The sequence below is a fragment of the Paraburkholderia nodosa DSM 21604 genome (assembly GCF_000519185.1).
In the GTDB taxonomy this organism is placed as follows: domain Bacteria; phylum Pseudomonadota; class Gammaproteobacteria; order Burkholderiales; family Burkholderiaceae; genus Paraburkholderia; species Paraburkholderia nodosa.
This window is the reverse complement of the sequence record NZ_JAFA01000038.1, coordinates 1-26024: the sequence shown is the minus strand read 5'-3', so window position 1 is coordinate 26024 and position 26024 is coordinate 1. Positions and strand designations below refer to the sequence as shown.

Here is a 26024-nt window from a genome sequence, read left to right as displayed (position 1 = left end):
CCAAGGTGACACAGGTTCGTTGGGCGACACCGCGCCTGTCCCCCACGCTCGACGCGTGGCGGGCAACCGTCCCTGCCGCGCATCCTCGCGGATGCGGCCTTGCTGGTCCTGCTCGCCTTCATTGCTACGCAGCGCGCGCGCTCTGTCTGCGGGCGAGGGCAACGCGTGCCCTGCCGCAGTCAGATCGGCTCGCGTGTCAGTCCGCCTGCTTGCGCAGGAACGCCGGGATATCGTACGTATCGACGCCCTTTTCCTGCAGCGCTTGCACGTGCGAAGCCGCGGTGTCGCGCGACGTGCGCCACACTGCCGGCGTGTCGAGCGCGCCGTAGTCGGCCGTGTTGCCGTGGCCGCTGTGCTGCGGTGCGTACGAGCCCGCCGGAGCCGGGATCGGCTGGTTGTCCGTGCCCGTGCGCAGCAGTTGCATCGGCGCAGCTTGCTGCTTCTTCGCAGCACGGCCGAGGCCCGTTGCCACCACCGTCACGCGCAGCGCGTCGCCCATCGCGTCGTCGTACACCGCACCGAAGATCACCGTCGCATCTTCCGCAGCATAGCTCTTGATGGTGTTCATCACTTCGCGCGTTTCCGACAGACGCAGCGAACGGCTCGACGTGATGTTGACCAGCACGCCGCGCGCACCCGACAGATCGACGCCTTCGAGCAGCGGGCTCGCCACGGCCTGTTCCGCCGCGAGGCGTGCGCGATCGACGCCGGCAACCGTCGCCGTGCCCATCATCGCCTTGCCCTGCTCGCCCATCACCGTCTTCACGTCTTCAAAGTCGACGTTCACGAGACCGTCGACGTTGATGATTTCGGCGATGCCTGCAACGGCGTTGTTCAAAACGTCGTCCGCGCACTGGAAGCACTTGTCCATCTCGGCGTCATCGCCCATCACGTCGAACAGCTTGTCGTTCAGGACGACGATCAGCGAGTCGACGTGATCCTCCAGTTGCTGCGAGCCGGCTTCCGCCACGCGCATACGCTTGCCGCCTTCGAACTCGAACGGCTTGCTCACCACGCCAACGGTGAGAATGCCCATTTCCTTGGCGATCTGCGCGACGACCGGGGCTGCGCCCGTGCCGGTGCCGCCGCCCATGCCGGCAGTGATGAACACCATGTGCGCGCCGCGCAGTGCGTCGGCGATGCGCTCACGGGCTTCTTCAGCCGCCGCGCGGCCCATCTCCGGCTTCGCACCGGCGCCAAGGCCCGTGTTGCCGAGCTGAATCACGGCCGATGCACGCGAGCGCGAGAGCGCCTGTGCGTCCGTGTTCATCACGATGAAATCGACGCCTTGCACGCCGCGGTTAATCATGTGCTGCACGGCATTGCCGCCCGCACCACCAACGCCTACCACCTTGATGATGGTGCCGTTGGTTTCCGTTTCCAGCATCTGGAATTCCATGTTGCCTCCGTCAAGAAAAAGATTCCGCTCCTCGGCCGTTATCCAGTGGAAGATCGGGCAACCTTCCACTGCGCGCTAGCCGCCGTCACCAGCGCGATTTTTCGAAGCTTGTACTTCGCCTTCTGTCCTGCGACTTCTGTACTTAGAAGCTGCCGAGGAACCAGTCCTTCATGCGTGAAAAGACCTGGCCCATCGACCCCGACTGCACTGCAACCTTGCGCCCGCGCATGCGCTGCGAGCGGCCTTCAACGAGCAGGCCCATCGCCGTCGAGTAGCGCGGATTGCGCACCACGTCGGCCAGACCGCCCGCGTATTCCGGCACGCCGATGCGCACCGGCTTCAGGAAGATGTCCTCGCCCAGTTCCACCATGCCCGGCATCATCGCGGCGCCGCCCGTGAGCACGACACCCGAGCTCAGCAGTTCTTCGTAGCCCGACTCGCGCACCACCTGCTGCACGAGCGAGAAAAGCTCTTCCACGCGCGGCTCGATCACGGCGGCGAGCGCCTGGCGCGACAGCGTGCGCGGACCGCGCTCGCCCAGACCCGGCACTTCGATCATCTCGTCCGGATCGGCGAGGGCCTGCTTCGCGATGCCGTAGCTCACCTTGATGTCTTCCGCGTCGGGCGTGGGCGTGCGCAGCGCCATGGCGATGTCGCTCGTCACCTGGTCGCCCGCGATCGGAATCACCGCGGTATGGCGAATCGCGCCTTCGCTGAAGATCGCGATGTCGGTCGTGCCGCCGCCGACATCGACGAGCACCACGCCCAGTTCCTTCTCGTCCTCGGTCAGCACCGCCAGCGACGAAGCGAGCGGCTGCAGAATGAGGTCGTTTACTTCGAGGCCGCAGCGGCGCACGCACTTCACGATGTTCTGCGCCGCGCTCACCGCGCCCGTCACGATATGCACCTTCACTTCCAGACGGATGCCGCTCATGCCGATCGGCTCGCGCACATCTTCCTGGCCGTCGATGATGAATTCCTGCGTGAGGATATGCAGCACCTGCTGGTCGGTCGGGATGTTGATCGCCTTCGCCGTTTCGATCACGCGCGCGACGTCTGCCTGCGTGACTTCCTTCTCCTTGATGGCGACCATGCCGCTCGAGTTGAAGCTGCGAATGTGGCTGCCCGCAATGCCGGTGAATACGTTAGTGATCTTGCAATCGGCCATGAGTTCCGCTTCTTCGAGCGCTCTCTGGATAGACTGCACCGTGGCCTCGATGTTCACCACCACGCCCTTCTTGAGACCTTTCGATTCGCTCTGGCCGAGACCGATCACTTCGTAGTGGCCCTCGCCCTTCAATTCGGCGACGACGGCCACCACCTTCGACGTCCCGATGTCGAGGCTGACCAGCAGATCCTTATAGTCTTTACTCATATCGCGCTCGTTGCGTGTGATGTTCTGTTACTTCTTGCCCGGAGCGGGCGTGTCACTGATGAAGCGCATGCCGGCCGCCCTTATCGCAAACCCGTTCGGATAACGCAAGTCCGCGTATTCGATCTCTTTGCCCCAACGTTGCGTCACCGCCGACCATGCCGCGATGAGGCGGTGCGATCGCTCGCTCAATGTGTCGGCGTTACGCTCGCGGCCCAGCTCCACCTGCATGCCGTTCGAGAGCTTCACCGTCCACGCGTAACGCGGCGAGAGCGTCACCTCGTCGGGCGTGAGCCCGAGCGGTGCGAACCACTTCTCCAGGTCGCGGTAGCGCGCGACCACTTCGGGCGCGGTGCCGTCGGGACCATCGAACGCGGGCAACTCTTCGTCGAGTTCGCCCTGGTTCGCCGTGAACAGTTCGCCGTCCGTGCTCACGAGCTGATCGCTGCCCCACGTGCCCAGCGGTTTGTACTCCTCGAGCGTGACAGCCAGTGCGTTGGGCCACACGCGGCGCACGCTCGCGTGACGCACCCACGGCATCTGCTCGAACGCGGCGCGCGCCGTATCGAGATCGACCGTGAAGAAGTTGCCCTTCAGCCGGCCGACCACGCTCGCTCGCACGGTGGGCGAATTGATGTGCTCGATGTCGCCCTCGATGCGGATCTCTCGCAGCGCGAAGTTCGGGCGCTGCACGAGCCAGTAGCAGCCGGCCGCCAGCAGCGCGAGCGCGAGCAGCGCGTGCAACGCGTTGGCGGCAAGGTTGAGCTGGCGTACGTTATTCCACATTTCGAGATTGTCGGTTCAATTCCGGTTCGGCAATTCGTCGGTCAGAGATTAATCAGGGGTTCAATCTTTTAGCGTGAGTGCCAGCACGCGCACCACGAGATCGCGATACTCGATGCCTACCGAGCGCGCGGCCTTCGGCGGCAGCGAGTGATCGGTCATGCCCGGCGCCGTGTTCACTTCGAGGAAGTACGCGTTGCCTGCCCGGTCCATCATGAAATCGGCGCGGCCCCAGTCGGTGCAGCCGAGCACGTCGAACGCGCGGCGCGCGAGCTTCTTCAGTTCCGCTTCCTTCTCCGGCGCGACACCACAGGGAATCAGATACTGCGTCGTGTCGAGGATGTACTTCGCGTCGTAGTCGTAGAACTCACCCGCCGGCACGATCTTGATGATCGGCAGTTCGAGGTCGCCCGCGATGCACGCGGTGTACTCGCCGCCGCCTTCGATGCTTTTTTCCACCAGCACGATCTTGTCGAACTTCGCGGCTTCTTCGAGCGCCGGCACGAGTTGGCTTTCCGCCTTCACCTTGATCACGGCCACGCTCGAGCCTTCGCTCGCGGGCTTGACGAAAAGCGGCAGGCCTAGCTTCGCGAGGATCTGCGGCGCGCGCGCCGCGTAGTCGTCGCCGCGCAGCACCGCTTCGAACGGCGGCGTGGGAATGCCGAGCTGCTGCCACACGAGCTTGCTGCGGAACTTGTCGAGCCCGAGCGCGGAGCCGAGCACGCCCGTGCCCGTATAGCGAATGCCGTAGAAGTCGAGCGCGCCCTGGATCTGGCCGTTCTCGCCGTAGCCGCCGTGCAGCGCGTTGAACGCGCGCACGAAACCTTCGTCCTTGAGCGCCGAAAGCGGGCGTTCTGACGGGTCGAACGGATGCGCGTCGATGCCGGCGCTCTGCAGCGCCTGCAGCACCAGCGTGCCCGACTTGAGCGATACCTCGCGCTCGGCGGACACGCCGCCGTACAACACGGCCACCTTGCCGAACTGCTTCGGGTCGAACTTCGGATCGATACTGCTCATGTCGCTCACGCCTTCTGTTCCTGGGCTGCGATCCGGCCCGGCACACCGCCGATCGAACCCGCGCCCATCGTAATCACCACATCGCCGTCGCGCACCACTGCGGCAAGCGCCTCCGGCACTTCATCCACGGTCTCGACGAACACCGGCTCGACCTTGCCCGCCACGCGAATCGCGCGAGCGAGCGCGCGGCCATCCGCTGCGACGATCGGCGCTTCGCCAGCCGCATAGACATCGGTCAGCACGAGCGCGTCGACGGTCGACAGCACCCGCACGAAGTCTTCGAAACAGTCGCGCGTACGCGTATAGCGGTGCGGCTGGAACGCCAGCACGAGACGGCGCTCGGGAAACGCGCCGCGCGCCGCTGCGATCGTCGCGGCCATTTCCACCGGGTGATGGCCATAGTCGTCGATCAACGTCCAGGCGCCGCCGCCGTTGACGGGAATCTCGCCATAGCGCTGAAAACGACGGCCCACGCCGTTGAATTCCGCGAGCGCGCGTTGAATATCGGCGTCCTTCACTTCGAGTTCGGTCGCGATCGCAATCGCGGCGAGCGCGTTCTGCACGTTGTGCGTGCCCGGCAAATTCAGCACGATGTCGAGCGACGGCGCGTCTTCGCGCATCACCGTGAAGTGCATCTTGCCTTCGCGCGCGATCACGTTCACTGCGCGCACCTGCGCGTCGGACGCGAAGCCGTAACGGATGATCGGCTTCGAGACGAACGGCAGAATCTCCTTCACGTTCGGGTCGTCCACGCACAGCACCGCAATGCCATAGAACGGCAGCCGATGCGTGAACTCGATGAACGCCTGTTTCAGGCGCGCGAAATCGTGCCCGTAGGTGTCCATGTGATCGGCGTCGATGTTCGTAATGACTTCGATCACCGGGAACAGGTTCAGGAACGATGCGTCGGATTCGTCGGCTTCCGCCACGATGAAGTCGCCCGTGCCGAGGCGCGCGTTCGCGCCCGCACTGATCAGGCGCCCGCCGATCACGAAGGTCGGATCGAGCCCGCCCGCGGCCAGCACGCTCGCCACGAGCGAGGTCGTGGTGGTCTTGCCGTGCGTGCCGGCGATCGCGATGCCCTGCTTCAGACGCATCAGTTCCGCGAGCATCACGGCGCGCGGCACGATGGGAATGCGGCGATGGCGTGCCGCGAGCACTTCGGGGTTGTCGCTGCGCACCGCGGTCGAAACGACCACGGCATTCGCGCCTTCGATGTTCTCTTCGGCATGGCCGATCGCGATGCGCGCGCCGAGCGCGGCGAGTCGATCGGTGACCGCGTTCTTCGCGAGGTCCGAGCCGCTTACCTGATAACCGAGGTTGACGAGCACTTCGGCGATGCCGCTCATGCCCGCGCCACCGATGCCAACGAAATGGATATGTTTGACGATGTGTTTCATTGCTTTCCTCCCGCACTTACGCCCGCCACGGCCGCGCAGATGCGCGCGACCTGATCGGCGGCGTCGGGTTTCGCGAGCGCGCGAGCGCGCCCTGCCATTTCCGCCAGCGATGTTCTGGTCTGATGCCGCAACCAGTCGGCGAGCCCTTCCGCCGTCAGGTCGCGTTGCTGCACCACGAGTGCTGCGTCCTTGTCGGCAAGGAACGCGGCGTTGGTGGTCTGGTGGTCGTCCACGGCGTAGGGGAACGGCACGAAGCATGCCGCCACGCCCACGGCCGCGATTTCGGCCACCGTCATTGCGCCCGAACGGCAGACCACGAGGTCCGCGTTCCGGTAGGCGCTCGCCATGTCGTCGATGAACGGCACGAGCTGCACCGTGTCATTCAGCTCGAGTCCGGCGTCGAGATAGTTTTGACGCAAGACGTCGATGTGCTTCGCGCCCGCCTGATGCACGATGTGCGGACGCTCTTCCGGCGCAAGCAGCGACAGCGCGCGCGGCACCACTTCGTTGAGCGCCGTGGCGCCGAGACTGCCGCCCACCACGAGCACGCGCAGCGGACCGCTGCGCGAGGCGTAGCGCGCCGCCGGAGCGTCGACGTGTTCGAGCGCTTCGCGGATCGGGTTGCCGGTCCACTCGGCGTTCGGCAAGGCGCCCGGAAACGCCACGAGCACGCGCCTGGCCAGCTTCGCGAGCACCTTGTTCGCGAGACCCGCAATCGAATTCTGTTCATGCAGCACGAGCGGGCGGCCCGAAAGCGCGCTCATCACGCCCGCCGGGAACGTGATGTACCCGCCCATGCCGAGCACGACGTCGGGCTTCACGCGGCGCAGCGCCGCGAGGCTCTGCGTGCAGGCGCGCAGCAGGTTCAGCGGCAGCATCAGCTTGGTCTTGATGCCCTTGCCGCGAACGCCGCCAAAGCGCACGTATTCCATCGTGATGCCGTGCTTCGGCACGAGCGTCGCTTCCATGCCTGCGGGATTGCCGAGCCACACCACGCGCCAGCCCCATTGCTCCATGCGATGCGCGACGGCGAGCCCCGGGAACACGTGTCCCCCGGTGCCGCCGGCCATCACCATGAGCGTGCGCGTCGCTGCGGTCATACCTTGCCTCCGCGCATCAGGACCCGGTTCTCGTAATCCACACGCAACAGCAGCGCCACCGCGACGCAGTTCAGCAAAATGCCCGAGCCGCCATAGCTCACGAGCGGCAGCGTGAGACCCTTGGTCGGCAACAGACCCAGGTTCACGCCCATGTTGATGAAGGCCTGCGCGCCGAACCACACGCCGAGACCCTTGGCGACGAGGCCCGCGAACGTGCGGTCGAGCGCGAGCGCCTGGCGGCCGATCTCGAACGAGCGGCGCACGATCCAGTAGAACAGCAGGATCACGATGAGCACGCCGACGAAACCGAGTTCCTCGCCGATCACGGCGAGAATAAAGTCGGTGTGCGCTTCCGGCAGGTAGTTGAGCTTCTCGACGCTGCCGCCCAGACCCACACCGAACCACTCGCCGCGACCGAACGCGATGAGCGAGTGCGTGAGCTGGTACGCCTTGCCCTGCGCGTAGCGGTCGTCCCACGGATCGAGGTACGCGAAGATCCGTTCGCGGCGCCACGGCGACGCCCACACGAGCAGCGTAAAGGTGCCCACTGCCGTGGCCACGAGGCCGCCGAACAGCTTGCCGTTCACGCCGCCGAGGAACAGCACGCCCATGGCGATCGCGGCGATCACCATGAATGCGCCCATGTCGGGCTCGAGCAGCAGCAGCGCGCCGACCACGCCCACGGCGAATGCCATCGGCAGGAAGCCTTTCGCGAAACTGTGCATGTATTCCTGCTTGCGCACCGTGTAGTTCGCCGCGTAAATCGTCACGGCGAGCTTCATGATTTCCGACGGCTGCATGTTCGTGACGCCGAGCGGAATCCAGCGCCGCGCGCCGTTCACGCCCTTGCCGATGTGCGGAATCAGCACGACCACGAGCATGGCGAGCGCAATCAGAAAGAGCTTCGGCGCGTAGCGGTCCCACGTGGAAACCGGAATGCGGAACGTGACGAGCGCCGCGACCGTGGCAATCACGAGCGAAACGATGTGGCGCACGAGGAACGCCCAGTCGCGATACGAGGCGTACTTGGGCGAATCGGGCATGGCGATCGAGGCCGAGTAGACCATCACCACGCCAAGACCGAGCAGCGCGATCACGGCCCACAGGAGCGAGTGGTCGTAGTCGAGCATGCGCGAGCGGCCGGGACGCACGCCGTTGACGACGCTCGCAAGACCGCCCGAGCGCGCGCCGCCGCCCGACGAACCGCCGGCCTGACCGTCTTCGCGCGAGAGGCGCGCACCGAATCGCTCGGACCAGCTCATATCATCGTCCCCCGTTCTGCGGCGATTTCTTCTACGGTGTCGTGGAACACAGCCGCGCGATGGGCGTAGTTGCGGAACATGTCGAGGCTCGCGCAAGCGGGCGAAAGCAGTACGACGTCACCGGGTTGCGCGAGCGCCGCCGCCGCGCGCGTGGCTTCTTCGAGCGTCGCGTGGTCGCTCATCGCGATGCCTGTTTCTTCGAGCGCCGCGCGGATCTTCGACGCGTCGCGCCCGATCAACATTACGGCGCGGCACCAGCGCGCCACGGGCGCTGCGAGCGGATCGAAGTCCTGGCCCTTGCCGTCGCCGCCAGCGATCAGCACCGCGCGCTGCGCGAGGCCGTCGAGCGCCGCGACCGTCGCGCCCACATTCGTGCCCTTGCTGTCGTCCACGTAGTCGATGCCGTCGATCGATGCGATCAGCTCCACGCGATGCGGCTCGCCGCGATATTCGCGCAGGCCGTGCAGAAGCGGCGCGGGCGCCAGGTCGATCGCGCGCGTGAGCGCGAACGCCGCGAGCGCGTTGGCCGCATTGTGCAGACCGCGAATGCGCAGGGCGTCGGCCGGCATGAGGCGCTTCATGCCGAGATTCACGGGCGCCGCTTCCTGCTGCTTGCGGCGACGCGGGGACACAGGCACGTCGGCCGCATCGAGATCGTGCGCCTGCACGAGCCACTGCATGCCGTTCTCGCGCAACAGACCCAGGTCGCCGTCGTTCTCGGGTTCGTTCAGGCCGAAGGTCACGACCTTCGCGTCGCCGCTCGCCTTCACGCTCGCGAGCGACATGACGCGCGCGTCGTCGCGGTTGAGCACGCGCGTCGTGCGCGGCCCGAAGATGCGGCCCTTCGCGGCCGCGTAGGCGTCGAGGCCGCCGTGCCAGTCGAGATGGTCCTGCGTGATGTTGAGGACCGCCGCGGCGTCCGGCTCGAACGTGTGCGCCGTCTCCAGCTGGAAGCTCGACAGTTCGAGCACCCAGACGTCGGGCAGCGCAGTGTTGTCGATGGCTTCGGCGAGCTTGTCGAGCATGGCCGGGCTGATGTTGCCCGCCACCGCGACGCGCTTGCCCGCGCGCTCGCAGAGCATGCCTGTGAGGCTCGTCGTGGTGGTCTTGCCGTTCGTGCCGGTGATGGCGAGCACCTTCGGTGCGTAGCCGCTCTCGCCGAGATGGCGCAGCGCCTGCGCGAAGAGTTCGAGTTCGCCCCACACTTCGACGCCGCGCTCGCGCGCCGCCGCGATCAGCGGCACGAGATCTTCGGCGAGCGGCGAGAGGCCCGGGCTGATCGCGACGAGTTCCACGCCGTCGAGCAGCGCCGTCGTGAACGGACCGCCGACGAAATCGGCGTCGATGCCACGCGCGGCGAGTTCGGGAAGATTGGGCGGCACTTCGCGCGTGTCGGCAATGCGCAGGCGGCAACCATGCCGCGCGCACCAGCGCGCCATCGCGAGACCCGATTCCCCGAGTCCCAGCACGAGCACCATCGGCTTTTGCCGATCCCGAAACTTCTCGCCAAACATCGCTTGCTTCCCTTGCTTACTTAGAGGCTCAACGCAGCTTGAGCGTGGACAGACCGATCAGACACAGCATCAGCGTGATGACCCAGAAACGCACGACAACCTGCGTTTCCTTCCAGCCAGACAGCTCGAAATGGTGATGCAGCGGCGCCATCTTGAAGATGCGGCGCCCTTCGCCGTAACGCTTTTTCGTGTACTTGAACCAGGTGACCTGCAGCATCACGGAGAGCGTCTCCGCGACGAAGATGCCGCCCATGATGAAGAGCACGATTTCCTGACGCACGATCACCGCAATGGTTCCAAGCGCGCCACCGAGTGCGAGCGCGCCCACGTCGCCCATGAATACCTGAGCCGGATACGTGTTGAACCAGAGGAACGCGAGCCCTGCCCCGCCCATCGCCGAACAGAAGATGAGCAGTTCGCCAGCTCCGGCAATATGCGGGAAGAGCAGATACTTCGAGTAGACCGAGCTGCCCATCACATAGGCGAACACGCCGAGCGATGCGCCGACCAGCACGACCGGCATGATCACGAGACCATCGAGGCCATCGGTGAGGTTCACGGCGTTGCTCGCGCCGACGATCACGAAATACGTGAGCGCGATGAAGCCCCACACGCCGAGCGGATAGCTGATCGACTTGAGGAACGGCAGCAGCAAGTCGGCGCGCGCGGGCAGGCCCATCGACAGGCCGCTACGCACCCACGCCATGAAGAGATCGAACACGCGCACGTTGCTCGCTTCGGAGACGCTGAACGCGAGGTACACCGCCGCGAACAGACCGATCACCGACTGCCAGAAGTACTTCTCGCGCGAAGACATGCCGCGCGGGTCCTTGTAGACGACCTTGCGATAGTCGTCGACCCAGCCGATCGCGCCAAAGCCGAACGTGACGAGCATCACGATCCAGATGAAGCGGTTCGTGAGGTCGCCCCACAGCAAGGTGGAAACCGCGATGCCCAGCAGAATGAGCACGCCGCCCATGGTGGGCGTGCCGGACTTCACGAGGTGAGTTTGCGGGCCGTCCGTACGCACGGCCTGGCCGACCTTCATTGCGGTGAGCTTGCGGATCACCCACGGGCCGAGAAAAAGCCCGATCGCCATCGCGGTGATGGTGGCCATCACCGCACGGAACGTCAGATAACTGAACACGCGCAAGAAGCTTGCGTCATTCTGCAGCCATTGCGCCAGCGCCAGTAGCATGCCTTGTATTCCTTCGTATTTCAGTGCGCACCGGACTTGGTGTCCGGCGCAGGGTTTTGCGGATTCGCTTTCGGGCTCGTCAATGCCGCCACCACGCGTTCCATCTGCATGAAGCGCGAACCTTTCACGAGAATCGTTGCACCAGCGCCGTAACCGGCACCAGCCAGCGCTTGCACGAGTTCGCCCACGTCGGCGGCATGCAGCGCCTGAGCGCCGAACGCCGCCGCGCTGTCACGCGCCGCGTCGCCGAGCGTGTAGAGCGCGTCGATGCCGCGTTCCTTCGCGTAAGCGCCCACCTCGCGGTGAAATGCGGGACCGTCGTCGCCGACTTCGCCCATGTCTGCGAGCACGAGTACGCGCGGCGACACGCGCGAAGCCAGCACGTCGATCGCCGCACGCACCGAATCGGGGTTCGCGTTGTAGGTGTCGTCGATCACCGTCGCGCCCGTCATCTCGCCAAGCGCCGCGCGCTTCACCTGCAAGCGGCCCTTTACCGGCTCGAACGCCTCGAGCCCGCGGCCGATCGCTTCGAGCGAGACGCCCGACGCCATCGCCGCCGCCGTGGCCGCGAGCGCGTTGCGCGCGTTGTGAGCGCCCAGCACCTTCAACTCCACTTCGAGATGGCCTTCCGTCGTCGCGATCGCGAGACGGTTGCCCCCGAGCTTGTCAACGAGCTTGCCGGTGACTGCCGCTTCCACCGCACTCGTATCCGTATGCAGCGCGAAGTCGAGAATGCGCGAACCCGTCGCCGCCACGCGCCAGATGCTCGCGTAGGCATCGTCGGCGGGAAACACCGCGACGCCCGTGGGCTTGAGCGCATGAATCACGCTCGCATGCTCGAGCGCGACGGCTTCCACCGTCGCCATGAATTCCTGATGCTCGCGCTGCGCGTTGTTCACCACCGCGACCGTCGGCTCGGCGAATTTCGCGAGCAACTCGGTCTCGCCCGGGTGATTCATGCCGAGTTCGACCACCGCCAGCCGATGAGCGCCGCTCAAACGCAGCAACGTTAACGGCACGCCGATGTCGTTATTGAGGTTTCCGGTGGTCGCGAGACGCAAATTTTCTCCAACGGCCGCCGCAAAGATCGACGCGATCATTTCCTTGACCGTCGTCTTGCCGTTGCTGCCCGTCACGGCGACGAGCGGCATCGAGAAGCGGCGGCGCCAGCCGAGCGCGAGTGCGCCGAGCGCCTTGCGCGTGTCGTCCACGCGCAGCGCGGGAATGCGCCAGTCGCCAGGACTGCGCGAAACGAGCGCCGCGCTCACGTGGCGATTCGCGACCTCGCCGAGAAAGTCGTGGGCGTCGAAGCGGTCACCTTTGAGCGCGACGAAGAGATCGCCGGGGCCCGTGGTGCGGCTGTCGGTCGAAATGCGCTCGAACGTGGCGTTCTCGTCGCCGAGGACGCTCGCGCCGGGAATCAGCGCCGCGGCTTCCCGCAGGGAAAGCATCGTCATTCACCACCTCCGCGCCCGTGCGTGGCACGGGCGGCGAGTGCAAGCCGCGCGTGGTCCTGATCGGAAAACGCGCGCTTCTTGCCCATGATTTCCTGGGTCGCCTCGTGGCCTTTGCCGGCCAGCACGACGACGTCTTCGCGCGCCGCGCCGCGCACCGCTTGCAGGATCGCGCTCGCGCGATCCTCGATGCGGCGCGCCTTCGCGGCGTCGCGCATGCCTTGCGCGATCTGCTCGATGATTGCGGTGGGCGATTCGCTGCGCGGGTTATCGCTCGTCACGACGACCTGGTCGGCGAGGCGTTCCGCGATCGCCCCCATGAGCGGGCGCTTGGTCGCGTCGCGATCGCCGCCGCAGCCGAACATGCAGATGAGCTGGCCGCCGCGTGCGGCCGCCATCGGGCGCAGCGCCTCGAGCGTTTTTTCGAGCGCGTCCGGCGTATGCGCGTAATCGATCACGACAAGCGGCTCGTCGTGATCGGCGCGGCCGCCAAGACGCTCCATGCGGCCGTTCACCGGCTGCAGCTTGGAGAGCTCGTTGAGCGTCGCGACGAGCGGCACATTCGCGGCAAGCAGCGCGCCGAGCACGCCGAGCAGATTACTCACGTTGAATAGGCCGAGAACATGCGCCTCGACTTGCGCCTCGCCCCAATCCGACGTTTCCAGATGGAACGCCGTGCCGGTGGCAGTCGCTCGCACGTCGCTCGCACGCAGCCACGCGTCGGCAACGACTGCGTCGGCGGCGGGCGTCGCCACGCTATACGCAATCGTGCGAGCCTTGCCGCGCGTCGCGGCGATCAGGCGGCGCCCCGCTGCGTCGTCGGCGTTGACGATCGCGGCGCGCAGGCCCGGCCATGCGAACAGCCGCGCCTTCGCGGCCTCGTAGGCCTCGAAGGTGTGGTGGTAGTCGAGATGGTCCTGCGTGAGATTCGTGAAGACGGCGATGTCGAACGAGGTCCCGTTCACGCGGCCTTGATGCAGCGCGTGCGAGGAGACTTCCATCGCAATCGCCTGTGCGCCAGCGCTGCGCAATTGCGCGAGGCTGCGTTGCAGTTGCGGCGCGTCGGGCGTGGTGAAGCCCGTATGCACGAGCTGGCCCGGAAAGCCCGTGCCCAGCGTGCCGACGATCGCGCACTTCTGGCCGATGGCCGTGAACGCCGAAGCGATCCACTGGCTGCACGACGTCTTGCCGTTCGTGCCCGTCACGCCGACCACGAGCATGGCATCGCTCGGGTCGCCATACCAGCCGCTGGCGATTTCGCCCGCGAGCACGTCGAGCTGCGGCACGGCCAGCGCAATCGACGCGTCGAGCTGTTCGCCCGCATAGCCTTCCGGCTGATACAGCACGGCAGCGGCGCCACGCTCGATCGCATTGGCGATGTGCGGGCGGTTGTCCGCGCCCTCGACGGCGTAGGCGAGAAACACGTCGCCCGGCTTGAGCGAGCGCGTATCGGCGTGCAGGCCGGCTGCGGGCGCGACGCGCGCGCGCAGCCATGCGAGCGCGTCCGCGATCTGCCGGTGCGCGGGATGCTGGGTGCGCGTGGCGTTCATCGGACGACTCCGGGTCGATTTTTCGCGTTGTCCGCGACGGTCATGTGATGCGCGGCTGCGGCGCTTTTCGCGGCGCTCGTGTTCGCCACGTGCTTCACAGGCGCAGCGGGCGCGTTCGCGACGGCCGGGGCCGAGGCGCCGGCGGCGCTGTTGTCCTCGACGACGAGCTGCTTCACCGGCATGTCCGGCGGGACGTTGAGCGAGCGCAGCGTATCGCCGACGATGCCCGAGAACACCGGACCCGACACCGCGCCGCCGAAGTGGCTGCCGGCCGTCGGCTCGTCGACCGTGACGGCCACGACGATGCGCGGATTCGGCATCGGCGCCATGCCGACGAACGACGCGCGATACTTCGAATGATCGTAGCCGTGCGGGCCGTGCTTGTACGCCGTACCGGACTTGCCGCCCACACGGTAGCCGGGCACGGCGGCGTCGGGCGAGGTGCCGTCCTTCGACACCACGCTCTCCAGCATCGTGCGCACTTCACGCGCCGTGGTCGGCGCGAAGACCTGGGTGCCCTGCACCGGCTGCGTGTCGCCCGGGTGGCGGAAGATCGTCACCGGCAGAATCTGGCCGTCGTGCGCGATCGCCGTGTACGCGCGCGCAAGCTGGAACAGCGAAACGGAGAGGCCGTAGCCGTAGGACATCGTCGCCTGCTCGATGCGGCGCCAGCTTTTCCACGGACGCAAGCGGCCCGCCGCCGCGCCGGGGAACCCGACCTTCGGCGCCTGACCGAGACCGATGCTGGTGTACATGTCCCACATTTCTTCGGGCTTGAGCGTCATCGCGATCTTGGTCGCGCCGATGTTGCTCGACTTCTGGATCACGCCACCGACCGTGAGGACGCCGAACGCTGCGTCGTCGGTGATGGTCGCGCCGTCGAGCGTGAAGTGCCCCGGGCCCGTATCTACCAGTGTACTCGGCGAGACGCGGTGCAGATCGAGCGCGAGCGACACCGTGAAGGGCTTCATGATCGAGCCCGGCTCGAACACATCGGTGAGAATGCGGTTGCGCAACTGCTCGCCCGTGAGGTGCGTGCGGTCGTTCGGGTTGTAGGTCGGATAGTTCACGAGCGCGAGCACTTCGCCCGTGCGCACGTCCACCACCATCGCGGCGCCGGCCTTGGCCTTGAACTTCTCGACGGCGGCTTTCAGGTTCGAATAGGCGATGTACTGAATCTTGCTGTCGATCGACAGTTCGACGTCCTTGCCATCGTGGGGCACGACTGTTTCGTCGACGTCCTCGACGATGTGGCCCATGCGGTCCTTGATGACGTGGCGAATGCCCGGCACGCCCGCGAGCACCTTCTGGTCCGACAGCTCGACGCCTTCCTGGCCTTCGTCCTCGACGTTGGTGAAGCCGATCAAGTGCGCGGTGACGTCGCCTTCCGGATAGAAGCGCTTGTATTCGTTGCGCTGGTAAATGCCCGGGATGTCGAGCGCCGTCACTTTCTGCGCGACGTCGAGCGGCACCTGGCGCTTCACGTAGACGAACGTCTTGTCTTCGGAGAGCTTCGCGCGCAGCTCTTTCGTGTTCATGCCGAGCAGCGCGCCGAGCTGGTTGAGCTTGTCGGCGCCGAGATCGTCGGGCACGGCTTCCGGAATCGCCCAGATCGCGCGCACGGGCAGACTCGTGGCGAGCACGAGGCCGTTGCGGTCGAGAATCTTGCCGCGCGTGGCCGGCAGCTCGATCGTGCGCTGGTAGCGGCTTTCGCCCTGCTTCTGATAGAACGCGTTGCCCGGGCCCTGAATCCAGAACGCGCGCGCGGCGAGCGCGACGAACGCCATGAAGAGCAGAAACACGACGAGCTTCGAGCGCCACATCGGCAGGCGCACGGAGAGAATGGGATTGGCGCTGAAGGCGACGCTCTTGCGACGATTGTCCTTTTTCATCGCGTGCCTCCGCGACGGGCAGGCGTGGGCGCGGCGCCCTGCGGGGGCGCCGAGGTCGGCACGGGCGCGTCGACGGCGGTTGCGCTGCCGGGCGCGAGCGTCAGATATTGCGTGCGTCCGGTCGTGACGGGCTGCATCTTGAGCGAGTCGGTGGCGATCTGTTCGATGCGCGACGTTCTCGACAGCGCGCTTTGCTGATATTGAAGCTGTGCGTAGTCCTGCTGAAGCTGATGCTCCTGCGACTGCGCGCGTTGCAACTGGATGAAGATCTGACGCTGCTGATTGGTGGCGTTCACGACGGAAAGCGCGCACCCCATGACGACGATCAGCAGGAAGATGTTCAGACGATTCATGGCGTGATGCGCTCCGCGGTGCGCATCACGGCCGAGCGGGCGCGCGGGTTCGCGGCGACTTCCTCGTCGCTCGCGAACACGCGGCCGAGCAGCTTGAGCGGCGGGCTCGGCAGGTCGACGGCACGGATCGGCAGACGGCGGTCCACCGCCGGCGCGCTCGCGTGCGCCTGCATGAACCGCTTGACGATCCGGTCTTCGAGCGAATGAAAGCTGATGACCACCAGCCGCCCCCCCTGTTCCAGCAACGACAGTGCTGCTTCTAGAACGACCTGCAGCTCCGCAAGCTCTTGATTGACGTGAATCCGTATAGCTTGAAAGGTGCGGGTTGCCGGGTCCTTACCCTTCTCACGGGTTTTGACGACGTTAGCCACGATTTGGGCAAGCTCGCCCGTGCTGTCGAGAGGCCCGAGACGGTCGGACTCTGCCCGGCGAGCAACAAGCGCCTTTGCAATCTGAAAAGCAAACCGTTCTTCCCCATAATCCCGAATTACCTCCGTCAGTTCCTGCAACGTGGCCCGAGCGAGCCAGTCAGCGGCGGACTCGCCGCGCGTCGGGTCCATCCGCATGTCGAGCGGGCCATCCGCGCGGAAACTGAAACCGCGCTGCGGATCGTCGACTTGCGGCGACGACACGCCAAGGTCCAGCAATATTCCCGACACACGCCCTACCCCGCGCGACGCGAGCTCGTCGCGCAGCGAAGCAAAACTCTCATGCACGATCGAAAACCGCGCGTCGTTTACGGTTTGCGCCGTCGCGATCGCCAGCGGGTCCTTGTCGAACGCGATCAGGCGCCCGGCCTCGCCGAGACGCCCGAGGATCGCGCGACTGTGCCCGCCGCGGCCGAACGTGCCGTCCACATAGACGCCGTCCGCGCGCGTGATCAGCGCGTTCACCGCTTCGTCTAGCAGCACCGTGCGATGCTGCAGTCCCTGTCTCATCGCAGATGCCATAGCTTTTTGAACCGCGATCAGAACGTGAAATTTTTCAAGGCGTCGGGCATGCCCTGCGCCATCGCCGCCTGTTCCTTGGCGGCGTAGGTCTGCGCATCCCACAACTCAAAATGACTACCCATGCCGAGCAGCATGACTTCCTTTTCCATTCCCGCTGCCAGACGCAATTCAGGTGAGACGAGCACGCGGCCCGCACTGTCGACATCGACGTCGGACGCATTGCCCAGAAAAATGCGGCGCCACCAGTGCGCGTCCATCGGCAAGGCGGCGACCTTCGAGCGGAACACTTCCCATTCGGGGCGCGGAAATAGCAACAGGCAGCCGTCCGGGTGCTTGGTGATCGTCACCCGTCCTTCTGCCTGTTGTTGCAGCGCTTCCCGATAGCGAGACGGAATCGACATCCGTCCTTTCGCATCGAGTGTTAGCGCCGACGCCCCCTGGAACAATTTGCTCCCCCTAATGCGGCGCTTTTCGCCGCCCGCCTAAATCCCGGAAAATCTACCTGAATACGCGCCTGAAATCACACAAAAATACACTTTCTCACACTGTCTCCCACTTTAGAGGAACGCCCAACGAGGGTCAAGGGAGACCGGACGTTTTTTGACGAAATTTATCCGCTAGAACAAGGACTTAGCGGCGCTTGTTGAAGTCGGGACAAAAGCCAAAAACCGTTATGAATGAATGAGCTAACGCAGGTTCTGAAGGTGATACGTGAAAAGCGCGGCGATAAACGGCCTATGGCGGGATCGAGCGGGGGCTTGCGGGGATTAAAACCGGGGGCTGAAAGCTCTGAAAGATTAATCCGGGCTTGGGCCGACAGCGATTGCCGGCCCAAGCCTATTAAATCAGATGTAGTAGGCGGTTCGCGTCATGACGTTCGATGCTACACGCATTAGCGAACGCACCGGCAAAGGCAATTCGACTCCGCCCAGATCGGTGGCCGATTTTGCGTGCGAGATTTCATCGGCGCGCATTTGCTCGACGACCGCGCGCGATTCGAGATCGGCGGGCGGCAGGCTGTCGAGGTGGCTGTCGAGATGATGCTCGACCTGGCGCTCGGTTTCGGCCATGAAGCCGAGGCTTACCTTGTCGCCGAGGCGGCCGGCGGCGAAACCGAGCGCGAGTGCGCCCGCGTACCACAGCGGATTGAGCAGGCTCGGACGCGAGTCGAGCGCCTGGAGCCGGCGCGAGGTCCACGCAAGGTGATCCTCTTCTTCGCGCGCGGCCTGCTCGAAGGCAGCCTTGAGCGAGGGCGAGCGCGCCGAGATTTTCTGCGCCTGATACAGCGCCTGTGCGCACACTTCGCCGACGTGGTTGACGCGCATGAGGCCGGCGGCGTGCGTGCGCTCGGCAGGCGTGAGTTCGCTGCCGGCCGGTACGGCATCGCCCTCGGGCGTCACTTCGATGGTAACGGGGGAAGCCTGCGGCATCGGACGCGTCATGCGCGACACGCCGGTGAGAGAGCGCAGGCCCCGGTCGAATTCGGTAATCAAGTCGTCTAGCGTCATCCAGCCTCCCTTTCAATTCGTTGGCGAGCCGGAATCGTCGCTCGCCCGGACTGCCCTTTCACCTCTACACAAACTCACGGACATCCGTCAATCCGGGGCAGCGCCGATAGATAGCCGCACATTCTAGACCATGTTGTGTAAACGAAACAGGTACTTAGCGAGGCCCTGGCTTTTCCTTTGTGACTATTAACCCTTTTGTTACATTACGTGCAACTTCTCGCGAAGTTAGAAGGACAGGACCCCGCACTATAAAAAACCGGTCCCGTTAAAAGACGCAAAAGATTCGCAAACACTGGAGATCATTCAATGAAGAAGTCGCTTCTCGCGCTGGCTGCGCTGGGCGCGTTCGCGGGCGTTGCTCACGCTCAGAGCAGCGTCACGCTGTACGGCATCATCGACGAAGGTTTCAACATCAACACGAATTCGGGTGGCAAGCACCTGTACAACCTGTCGAGCGGCGTGATGCAAGGCAGCCGTTTCGGCCTGCGCGGCGCTGAAGACCTCGGCGGCGGCCTGAAGGCAGTCTTCGTGTTGGAAAACGGTTTTGACGTGAACACCGGCAAGCTCGGCCAGGGCGGCCTGATGTTCGGTCGTCAGGCTTATGTCGGCCTCTCGAGCGCACAGTTCGGCACGGTCACGCTGGGTCGCCAGTACGACTCCGTCGTCGACTACGTCGGCCCGCTCGAAGCAGGCGACCAGTGGGGCGGCTACATCGCGGCTCACCCGCAGGATCTGGACAACTTCAACAACGCCTACCGTACGAACAACACGGTCAAGTTCACCAGCGCTAACTACGCTGGCCTGACGTTCGGCGGCACGTACAGCTTCGGTGGCCAGGCAGGCAACTTCTCGGCGAACCAGATCTGGTCGTTGGGCGCCGGCTATAACAACGGTCCCCTCGTCCTCGGCGTGGGTTACCTGAACGCACGTACGCCGAACGCGACCGGCGGCCTGTTCAACAACGGCGGCTCGGCTGGCGCATCCGCAGCCCTGACGGCTGCAGGCAACCCGGTGTATGGCGGCTTCGCATCGGCTAACACGTACCAGGTCATCGGCGCAGGCGGCGCATACACGTTCGGCGCAGCAACGGTCGGCCTGACGTACTCGAACGTCAGCTTCCGCAACCTCGGCACGACGGCTACGTCGGCCTTCGAACGCGGCACGAACGCTACGTTCAACAACGTCGAAGCGAACTTCAAGTACCAGTTCACGCCGGCCCTGCTGGCAGGCTTCGCGTTCGACTACACGGACGGCAACAGCGTCACGCGTGCGAACGGCACGAGCCAGAGCGGCGCGAAGTACTACCAGTACTCGCTGGGCACGGACTACTTCCTGTCGAAGCGCACCGACGTCTACCTGATCGGCGTGTACCAGCACGCTTCGGGCACGGACTCGACGGGCGATGCCGCTGTTGCATCGATCAACGGCCTGACGCCGTCGAGCACGAACAACGTGTTCACGGCTCGCGTCGGTATCCGTCACAAGTTCTAAGAAGAACAGTCGCTGTAATCTCGAAGGCGCCTCCGGGCGCCTTTTTTCTTTGGTGCGTTTTGTCGTTTCGCCACAGTGCGCACGACAAAAAAGCGGCCTGCCCTCGATGGGCAGGCCGCTTTTCGCTTGTGACTCGCTGGCCTTTGGCTTCGTTCTTGCGTTTTCAGGCGCGACCGTCGCGCAGCTCTCGGCGCAGGATCTTGCCGACGTTGCTCTTGGGCAGATCGTTGCGGAACTCGATGATCTTCGGCCGCTTGTAGCCGGTGAGCTGCGTCTTGCAGTACTCGAACACGTCCTTGTCGGTGAGCGCCGGGTCCTTCTTGACGATATAGAGCTTCACCGCCTCGCCCGAATTCTGGTCCGGCACGCCCACCGCCGCCACTTCGAACACGCCCGGCAGCTTGGCCACGACGTCCTCGACTTCGTTCGGATAGACATTGAAGCCCGAGACCAGAATCATGTCCTTCTTGCGGTCGACGAGCTTGATGTAGCCGCGCGCGTTGATGAGACCGATGTCGCCCGACTTGAAGTAGCCGTCCGGCGTCATGACCTTCGCCGTTTCTTCCGGCCGCTGCCAGTAGCCCGCCATCACCTGCGGCCCGCGGATGCAGATCTCGCCCGCTTCGCCAATCGGCAGTTCGTTGCCGGCGTCGTCGCGAATCGAGATTTCGGTGGAAGGCAGCGGCAAACCGATCGTGCCGGTGTATTCCGTCGCCGTGACGGGATTGCAGGTCACGCTGGGCGAGGTTTCCGAGAGACCATAGCCTTCGACGATCGGCGTATGCGTGCGCTCGTACCAGCGCCTGGCCACCGCTTCCTGCACCGCCATGCCGCCGCCGTTTGCAACGAGCAGGTGCGTGAAGTCCAGATTGCCGAATTCCGGATGGTTGAGCATCGCGTTGTAGAGCGTGTTTACCGCGGGGAAACACGTGATCGAGTAGCCGCGCAGTTCCTTGATCATGCCGGCGATATCGCGCGGATTCGGAATCAGGATCGCGAGACCGCCGGTGCGCAGCGTCAGCAGCCCGCAAACGGTCAACGCAAACACGTGATACAGCGGCAGCGCCGCGACCGTCACCGGTTGTGTGCCGGATGGCAATTTCGCAAGCGCGGGCTCGGTCCATGCCGCCGACTGCAGCACGTTGGCGATCAGGTTGCTGTGCAGCAGCGTCGCCCCCTTGGCCACGCCGGTCGTGCCGCCCGTGTACTGCAGGAAGGCGACGTCCTCGGGCGTCTGCTCGACGCGCTTGAAGCCTTTGCGCGCACCTTCGGCGAGCGCGTCGTTGAAGCGCACGTGGCCGGGCAGGTTCCAGGCGGGCACCATCTTCTTCACGCGGCGCACGACGAAGTTGACGATGAAGCCCTTCGCGCCAAGGAGATCACCCATCGCCGCGACCAGCACGTGCTTCACGCGTGTATTGGCGACGACCGCGCTCACGGTCCCGGCGAAATTCTCGAGGACGACGATCGCCTCGGCGCCGCTGTCCTTCAACTGGTGTTCTAGTTCGCGCGGCGTGTAGAGCGGGTTCACGTTCACGACGACGTATCCCGCGCGCAGCACCGCAGCGAGCGCGACCGGGTACTGGAGTACGTTGGGCATCATGAGCGCGATGCGCGCGCCACGTGCGATGCCGCGCGACTGGAACCACGCTGCCAGACGCTGGGAGAGCTGGTCCAGCTCGCCGTAGGTGAGCGTCTTGCCCATGCAGGCGAAAGCGGGCTTTGCACGGAATTCGCTGAAGCTCTCCTCGAGCAGCGCAGTGATGGACGCGTAACGGCTCGCGTCGATTTCAGCGGGAACGCCGGGCGGGTACGATTTCAGCCAGACTTTTTCCATGCAGCGTCTCCTCCTTGATTTTTCGAATGGTCGTGCTAAAAAATTGGATCGTAGCATGGCGACCCAGCTTTTATGTCAGCAAATCAGCGAGTTAGAAAGGCCCCTCGAACGCGCGTTACGGGGCCGCTAGCGGTAGCGTGCGGCGCTTTCAGGCGCGCTCGACCTCGACGAGGCAATCGTAGAAAGTCGCCGAGCCGCCAAGGTCGGTGAGCGCCTGGCTCGTCACCTCGTTGGCGTTGCGGCCGTCCGGCGCCAGCTTCTTCCACCAGATCGACAGACCCACCACGAGACCACTGCGTGCCCGATCGGTCACACGCGCCCGTGCGCGCATCGAGCCGCGGTCGTTGAACACGCGCACCTCGTCGCCATCGGCAATCTCGCGGCGGGCGGCGTCGGCCGGATGGAGGTCCACGTGCGGCTCCCCTTCGGTCGCGCGCAGACTCTCCACGTTCACGAAGGTGCTGTTCAGGAAGTTGCGCGCAGGCGGCGAGATCATCGCGAGCGGATAACGCGCGGCGAGTTCGGGCGCACCGTCCGCCGACTCGTACGGCGGCAGGTAATCGGGCAGCGGATCGAGCCCGGCCTTCGCAAGCGCCTCGCTATGGAACTCGCATTTGCCCGTGGGCGTGCGAAAACCGCCGTTCGCGAACGGCGCTTCGGCAATGTTCAGCTTCAGCCAGCCTTCGCGCTTGAGCGCCGCCCAGTCGGCACCGCCCAGCGCGGGATCGCTCCAGTCGAATGCACTGGCGGCTACGTCTTCGTCGCTTTCGAACAGCGCCGGCTCGGTCAAGCCCATCGCGCGCGCGATGGAACGGAAGATTTCGGTATTCGGCCGCGCCTCGCCAACGGGCGCGATGGCAGGCAAGTTCGCCATGACGTGCGTATGGCCGTACGACTTGTGGACGTCGAGATGTTCGAGCTGGGTCGTGGCAGGCAGCAGCAGGTCGGCGTAGTCGGCGGTGTCGGTCTGGAACTGCTCTAGCACGATCGTAAAGAGGTCTTCGCGTGCGAAGCCGGCCGCGACCTTCGCCGACTCGGGCGCAACCGCGACCGGATTCGAGTTGTAGACGACGATCGCTTCGACTTTCGGTCCGAATGCGGCGTCGCCTGCGTGCGTGAGCGCGTCGCCAATCTGGTTCATGTTGACGATGCGCGGCTGATGCTGCGGCCAGCCCGGGATCAGATCCGGACGCTGGAGCGCGTTCGCATCGACAGGTGCCCAGCCCGACGACGAAAGCAGTACGCCGCCCGCTCGCTCGCGCCACGCGCCCGTCAAAGCGGGCAGGCAGGCGATGGCGCGCACGGCGTTGCCGCCGCCGCGCACGCGCTGCAGGCCATAGTTCATGCGAATCGCCGCTTTGCGCGTCGAGGCGTAGAGATGCGCGAGATCGACGACGACCTGTTCCTCGATGCCACAGATCGCGGCGACGCGTGCGGGCGTGTACGTGAGCGCGCGCGCCTTCAGCGCGTCGAAGCCGTGCGTGTGGGCCGCAATGTAATCGTGATCGAGACGGTCCTCGGTGATCAGCACGTGCATCATGCCGAGCGCGAGCGCGCCGTCCGTGCCGGGCTTGAGCGCAATGTGCTGATGGCACTTCTCGGCCGTCAGCGAGCGATAGGGGTCGATCGCGATCAGCTTCGCGCCGTTGCGTTTCGCTTCTTGCGCGCGGGTCCAGAAGTGCAGGTTCGACGCGATGGGGTTGGCGCCCCAGATCAGGATCACTTCGCTTTCCGCGAAATACTCGGTGAGCATGCCGAGGCTCGAGCCGAACGTATAACGCAGGCCTGCGGCGCCCGCGGCCGCGCAGATCGCGCGATCGAGACGCGATGCGCCGAGCTTGTGAAAGAAGCGCTGGGCGATGCTATCGCCCTGGACGAGTCCCATCGTGCCGGCATAGCTATACGGCAGGATCGCTTCGGGCGCGCGCTGCGCGATTTCGCCGAGGCGTCCGGCTGCAAGGCGACAGGCTTCGTCCCAGTTGATTGGCTCGAAACGCCCTTCGCCCTTGCGCCCCACACGCTTCATCGGCTGCGTCAGACGCTTCGGATGATGGACACGCTCGGCATAGCGGGTCACCTTCGTGCACAGCACGCCTTGCGTGGGCGGGTGGTCGGGGTCGCCGTTCACCTTGATCGCCCGGCCGTTTTCGACCGTCACGCGCATCGCGCAGGTATCGGGACAATCGTGCGGGCAAACCGCACGGGCAAATTCGGCTGGGGCGTTCATCGGAAATCCGTGGGTGAGGCGTTTTGTCGTAAGAGCGATTTTATTATGTTCGGGGTGCGTGCCCTGTACGCACCCTGTGGGTTGGCGCGAAAAAAAAGGTTCGGCGTAGAATGGTCCGTCTAGACCCGGCTAATTTTGGAGACAAAGGCCGGGCGCCCACTTTTCGAGCACCGCCCGCCATGAAACTGATTCCGGAAATCCAGGCCGCCCAAGGCGAAATTCAGGGCCTTCGACGAACGATCCACGCGCATCCCGAACTGCGCTACGAAGAAACCCAGACCTCCGACCTCGTTGCGGCGAAGCTCACAGAATGGGGCATCGAAGTGCATCGCGGCATGGGCCAGACGGGCGTCGTCGGCGTGCTCAAACGCGGCACCGGCAAACGGATGGTCGGATTGCGCGCCGATATGGACGCGTTGCCGATCCAGGAACTCAACACGTTCGATCATCGCTCGCGCAACGAAGGCAAGATGCACGCGTGCGGCCATGACGGCCATACGGCGATGCTGCTTGGCGCGGCGCAATATCTTGCGCGGCACGGTCAGTTCGACGGCTCGATCGTCTTCATTTTCCAGCCCGCCGAAGAAGGCGGCGCAGGCGCGAAAGCCATGATCGAAGATGGCCTCTTCAAACAGTTTCCTGTGGACGCCGTTTTCGGTATCCACAACTGGCCGGGCATGCCGGCTGGCTACTTCGGCGTGACCGAAGGGCCGATTATGGCTTCGAGCAACGAATTCCGCATTGAAATCAAGGGCGTAGGTTCGCATGCCGCGTTGCCGCACAATGGCCGCGATCCGGTCTTCACGGCGGTGCAGATCGCGAACGGGTTGCAGAGCATCATCACGCGCAACAAGAAGCCGCTCGATACGGCCGTGCTCTCGATCACACAGATTCATGCGGGCGATGCGGTCAACGTGGTGCCGAATACGGCCTGGATCGCGGGAACGGTGCGTACCTTCACGACGGAAACACTGGATCTGATCGAATCGCGACTGCGCAAGATCGCCGGGAGCACGGCTGAAGCGTACGACTGCTCGGTGGACATCACCTTCCATCGCAACTATCCGCCGACGGTGAACAGCAGCGCGGAGGCGCAGTTTGCCGCGGAGGTCATGCGTGAGGTGGTCGGCGCCGATCACGTCGACGCGAACGTCGAGCCGACCATGGGCGCCGAGGACTTCTCGTTCATGCTGCTGGAGAAGCCCGGCTGCTACGCGTTTCTCGGCAACGGCGAAGGCGGCCACCGGGATGCAGGACACGGCGCAGGCCCTTGCATGCTGCACAACGCGAGCTATGACTTCAACGATCAACTGCTGCCGGTGGGGTCGTCGTTTTGGGTACACCTGGCGACGAAATTTCTGGCTCAGCAGTAATTCGGGGCACCAATGCAAAAAAGCCGTCCATTGGACGGCTTTTTTGTTTTCCGCGTCCGAAGCCCAAACGCCAGAACCCCGGCTCTCTTTCGGAGACACCGGGGTTCTGGACGTTACAGCATAAGGAGCCTGACGATTACCTACTTTCACACGGGCAATCCGCACTATCATCGGCGTGGAGCTGTTTCACGGTCCTGTTCGGGATGGGAAGGGGTGGGACCAGCTCGCTATGGTCATCAGGCTTGACGGGTTGCTGCGTCGCGGTGTTATCGCGCCACAGCCAATCGGGAAGAAGCGTAAAGAGTGTGCTGCTGAATTGGGGTTGTGTTGTTTCCGGCACAACA

The 26024-nt window shown here is 64.8% G+C and carries 20 protein-coding genes and 1 rRNA gene; 2 read left to right on the top strand and 19 right to left on the bottom strand.

Annotated features, from left to right (window positions below):
- Nucleotides 1–196 precede the first annotated feature (196 nt).
- The 16 genes from ftsZ to coq7 form a co-directional block, all read right to left on the bottom strand.
- Nucleotides 197–1399 (bottom strand): cell division protein FtsZ, encoded by a 1203-nt coding sequence (gene ftsZ / locus A3CW_RS0135595; RefSeq protein ID WP_028207795.1) that lies wholly within the window; start codon nt 1397–1399, stop codon nt 197–199.
- A 142-nt stretch (nt 1400–1541) separates the two neighbouring features.
- On the bottom strand, nt 1542–2774 hold the full coding sequence (gene ftsA / locus A3CW_RS0135590) for a cell division protein FtsA (RefSeq protein WP_028207794.1): 1233 nt from the start codon (nt 2772–2774) through the stop codon (nt 1542–1544).
- A 27-nt stretch (nt 2775–2801) separates the two neighbouring features.
- Complete coding sequence (locus A3CW_RS0135585) at nt 2802–3557, bottom strand: cell division protein FtsQ/DivIB (protein WP_028207793.1); 756 nt, start codon at nt 3555–3557, stop codon at nt 2802–2804.
- Nucleotides 3558–3617: 60 nt separating this feature from the next.
- Nucleotides 3618–4571: a D-alanine--D-alanine ligase gene (locus tag A3CW_RS0135580; RefSeq protein ID WP_028207792.1), complete on the bottom strand. Its 954-nt coding sequence runs from the start codon at nt 4569–4571 to the stop codon at nt 3618–3620.
- A gap of 5 nt (nt 4572–4576) precedes the next feature.
- Entirely contained in the window at nt 4577–5971 is a 1395-nt protein-coding gene (murC, locus tag A3CW_RS0135575) for a UDP-N-acetylmuramate--L-alanine ligase (protein ID WP_028207791.1), read from the bottom strand.
- A complete protein-coding gene (gene murG, locus A3CW_RS0135570) occupies nt 5968–7071 on the bottom strand; it encodes an undecaprenyldiphospho-muramoylpentapeptide beta-N-acetylglucosaminyltransferase (RefSeq protein WP_028207790.1) in 1104 nt (367 codons plus the stop codon). The genes murC and murG overlap by 4 nt, the downstream gene beginning before the upstream one ends.
- Nucleotides 7068–8333 (bottom strand): putative lipid II flippase FtsW, encoded by a 1266-nt coding sequence (gene ftsW / locus A3CW_RS0135565; protein WP_028207789.1) that lies wholly within the window; start codon nt 8331–8333, stop codon nt 7068–7070. Before ftsW ends, murG begins: the two co-directional genes overlap by 4 nt.
- A complete protein-coding gene (gene murD, locus A3CW_RS0135560; protein ID WP_028207788.1) occupies nt 8330–9847 on the bottom strand; it encodes a UDP-N-acetylmuramoyl-L-alanine--D-glutamate ligase in 1518 nt (505 codons plus the stop codon). The genes ftsW and murD overlap by 4 nt, the downstream gene beginning before the upstream one ends.
- A gap of 28 nt (nt 9848–9875) precedes the next feature.
- The gene (mraY, locus tag A3CW_RS0135555; RefSeq protein WP_028207787.1) at nt 9876–11045 is read right to left on the bottom strand and encodes a phospho-N-acetylmuramoyl-pentapeptide-transferase; all 1170 of its coding nucleotides are present in this window, start codon (nt 11043–11045) and stop codon (nt 9876–9878) included.
- A 20-nt stretch (nt 11046–11065) separates the two neighbouring features.
- The gene (locus A3CW_RS48670; protein WP_051481937.1) at nt 11066–12502 is read right to left on the bottom strand and encodes a UDP-N-acetylmuramoyl-tripeptide--D-alanyl-D-alanine ligase; all 1437 of its coding nucleotides are present in this window, start codon (nt 12500–12502) and stop codon (nt 11066–11068) included.
- Nucleotides 12499–14049, bottom strand: a complete 1551-nt coding sequence (locus tag A3CW_RS0135545; protein ID WP_028207786.1) for a UDP-N-acetylmuramoyl-L-alanyl-D-glutamate--2,6-diaminopimelate ligase — start codon at nt 14047–14049, stop codon at nt 12499–12501. The genes A3CW_RS48670 and A3CW_RS0135545 overlap by 4 nt, the downstream gene beginning before the upstream one ends.
- Nucleotides 14046–15941: a peptidoglycan D,D-transpeptidase FtsI family protein gene (locus A3CW_RS0135540; protein WP_028207785.1), complete on the bottom strand. Its 1896-nt coding sequence runs from the start codon at nt 15939–15941 to the stop codon at nt 14046–14048. Before A3CW_RS0135540 ends, A3CW_RS0135545 begins: the two co-directional genes overlap by 4 nt.
- Entirely contained in the window at nt 15938–16294 is a 357-nt protein-coding gene (ftsL, locus tag A3CW_RS0135535; RefSeq protein WP_028207784.1) for a cell division protein FtsL, read from the bottom strand. The genes A3CW_RS0135540 and ftsL overlap by 4 nt, the downstream gene beginning before the upstream one ends.
- Complete coding sequence (gene rsmH, locus A3CW_RS0135530; RefSeq protein ID WP_035514938.1) at nt 16291–17244, bottom strand: 16S rRNA (cytosine(1402)-N(4))-methyltransferase RsmH; 954 nt, start codon at nt 17242–17244, stop codon at nt 16291–16293. The genes ftsL and rsmH overlap by 4 nt, the downstream gene beginning before the upstream one ends.
- A gap of 17 nt (nt 17245–17261) precedes the next feature.
- A complete protein-coding gene (gene mraZ, locus A3CW_RS0135525) occupies nt 17262–17690 on the bottom strand; it encodes a division/cell wall cluster transcriptional repressor MraZ (protein WP_028207782.1) in 429 nt (142 codons plus the stop codon).
- 399 nt (nt 17691–18089) lie between these two features.
- On the bottom strand, nt 18090–18752 hold the full coding sequence (gene coq7, locus A3CW_RS0135520) for a 2-polyprenyl-3-methyl-6-methoxy-1,4-benzoquinone monooxygenase (protein WP_028207781.1): 663 nt from the start codon (nt 18750–18752) through the stop codon (nt 18090–18092).
- A 306-nt stretch (nt 18753–19058) separates the two neighbouring features.
- Between coq7 and A3CW_RS0135515 the strand changes: the two genes are divergently transcribed.
- Nucleotides 19059–20243 (top strand): porin, encoded by a 1185-nt coding sequence (locus tag A3CW_RS0135515; RefSeq protein ID WP_028207780.1) that lies wholly within the window; start codon nt 19059–19061, stop codon nt 20241–20243.
- Nucleotides 20244–20406: 163 nt separating this feature from the next.
- Here the strand turns inward: A3CW_RS0135515 and A3CW_RS0135510 are convergent, their stop codons facing one another.
- On the bottom strand, nt 20407–22080 hold the full coding sequence (locus tag A3CW_RS0135510; protein WP_028207779.1) for a long-chain fatty acid--CoA ligase: 1674 nt from the start codon (nt 22078–22080) through the stop codon (nt 20407–20409).
- A gap of 148 nt (nt 22081–22228) precedes the next feature.
- Nucleotides 22229–24307, bottom strand: coding sequence for a molybdopterin-containing oxidoreductase family protein (locus A3CW_RS0135505; RefSeq protein ID WP_028207778.1), 2079 nt, complete (start codon nt 24305–24307; stop codon nt 22229–22231).
- A 179-nt stretch (nt 24308–24486) separates the two neighbouring features.
- Between A3CW_RS0135505 and A3CW_RS0135500 the strand changes: the two genes are divergently transcribed.
- Nucleotides 24487–25680, top strand: a complete 1194-nt coding sequence (locus tag A3CW_RS0135500) for a M20 aminoacylase family protein (RefSeq protein ID WP_028207777.1) — start codon at nt 24487–24489, stop codon at nt 25678–25680.
- A 127-nt stretch (nt 25681–25807) separates the two neighbouring features.
- Here the strand turns inward: A3CW_RS0135500 and rrf are convergent.
- Nucleotides 25808–25921 (bottom strand): 5S ribosomal RNA (rrf, locus tag A3CW_RS0135495).
- Nucleotides 25922–26024: the final 103 nt, after the last annotated feature.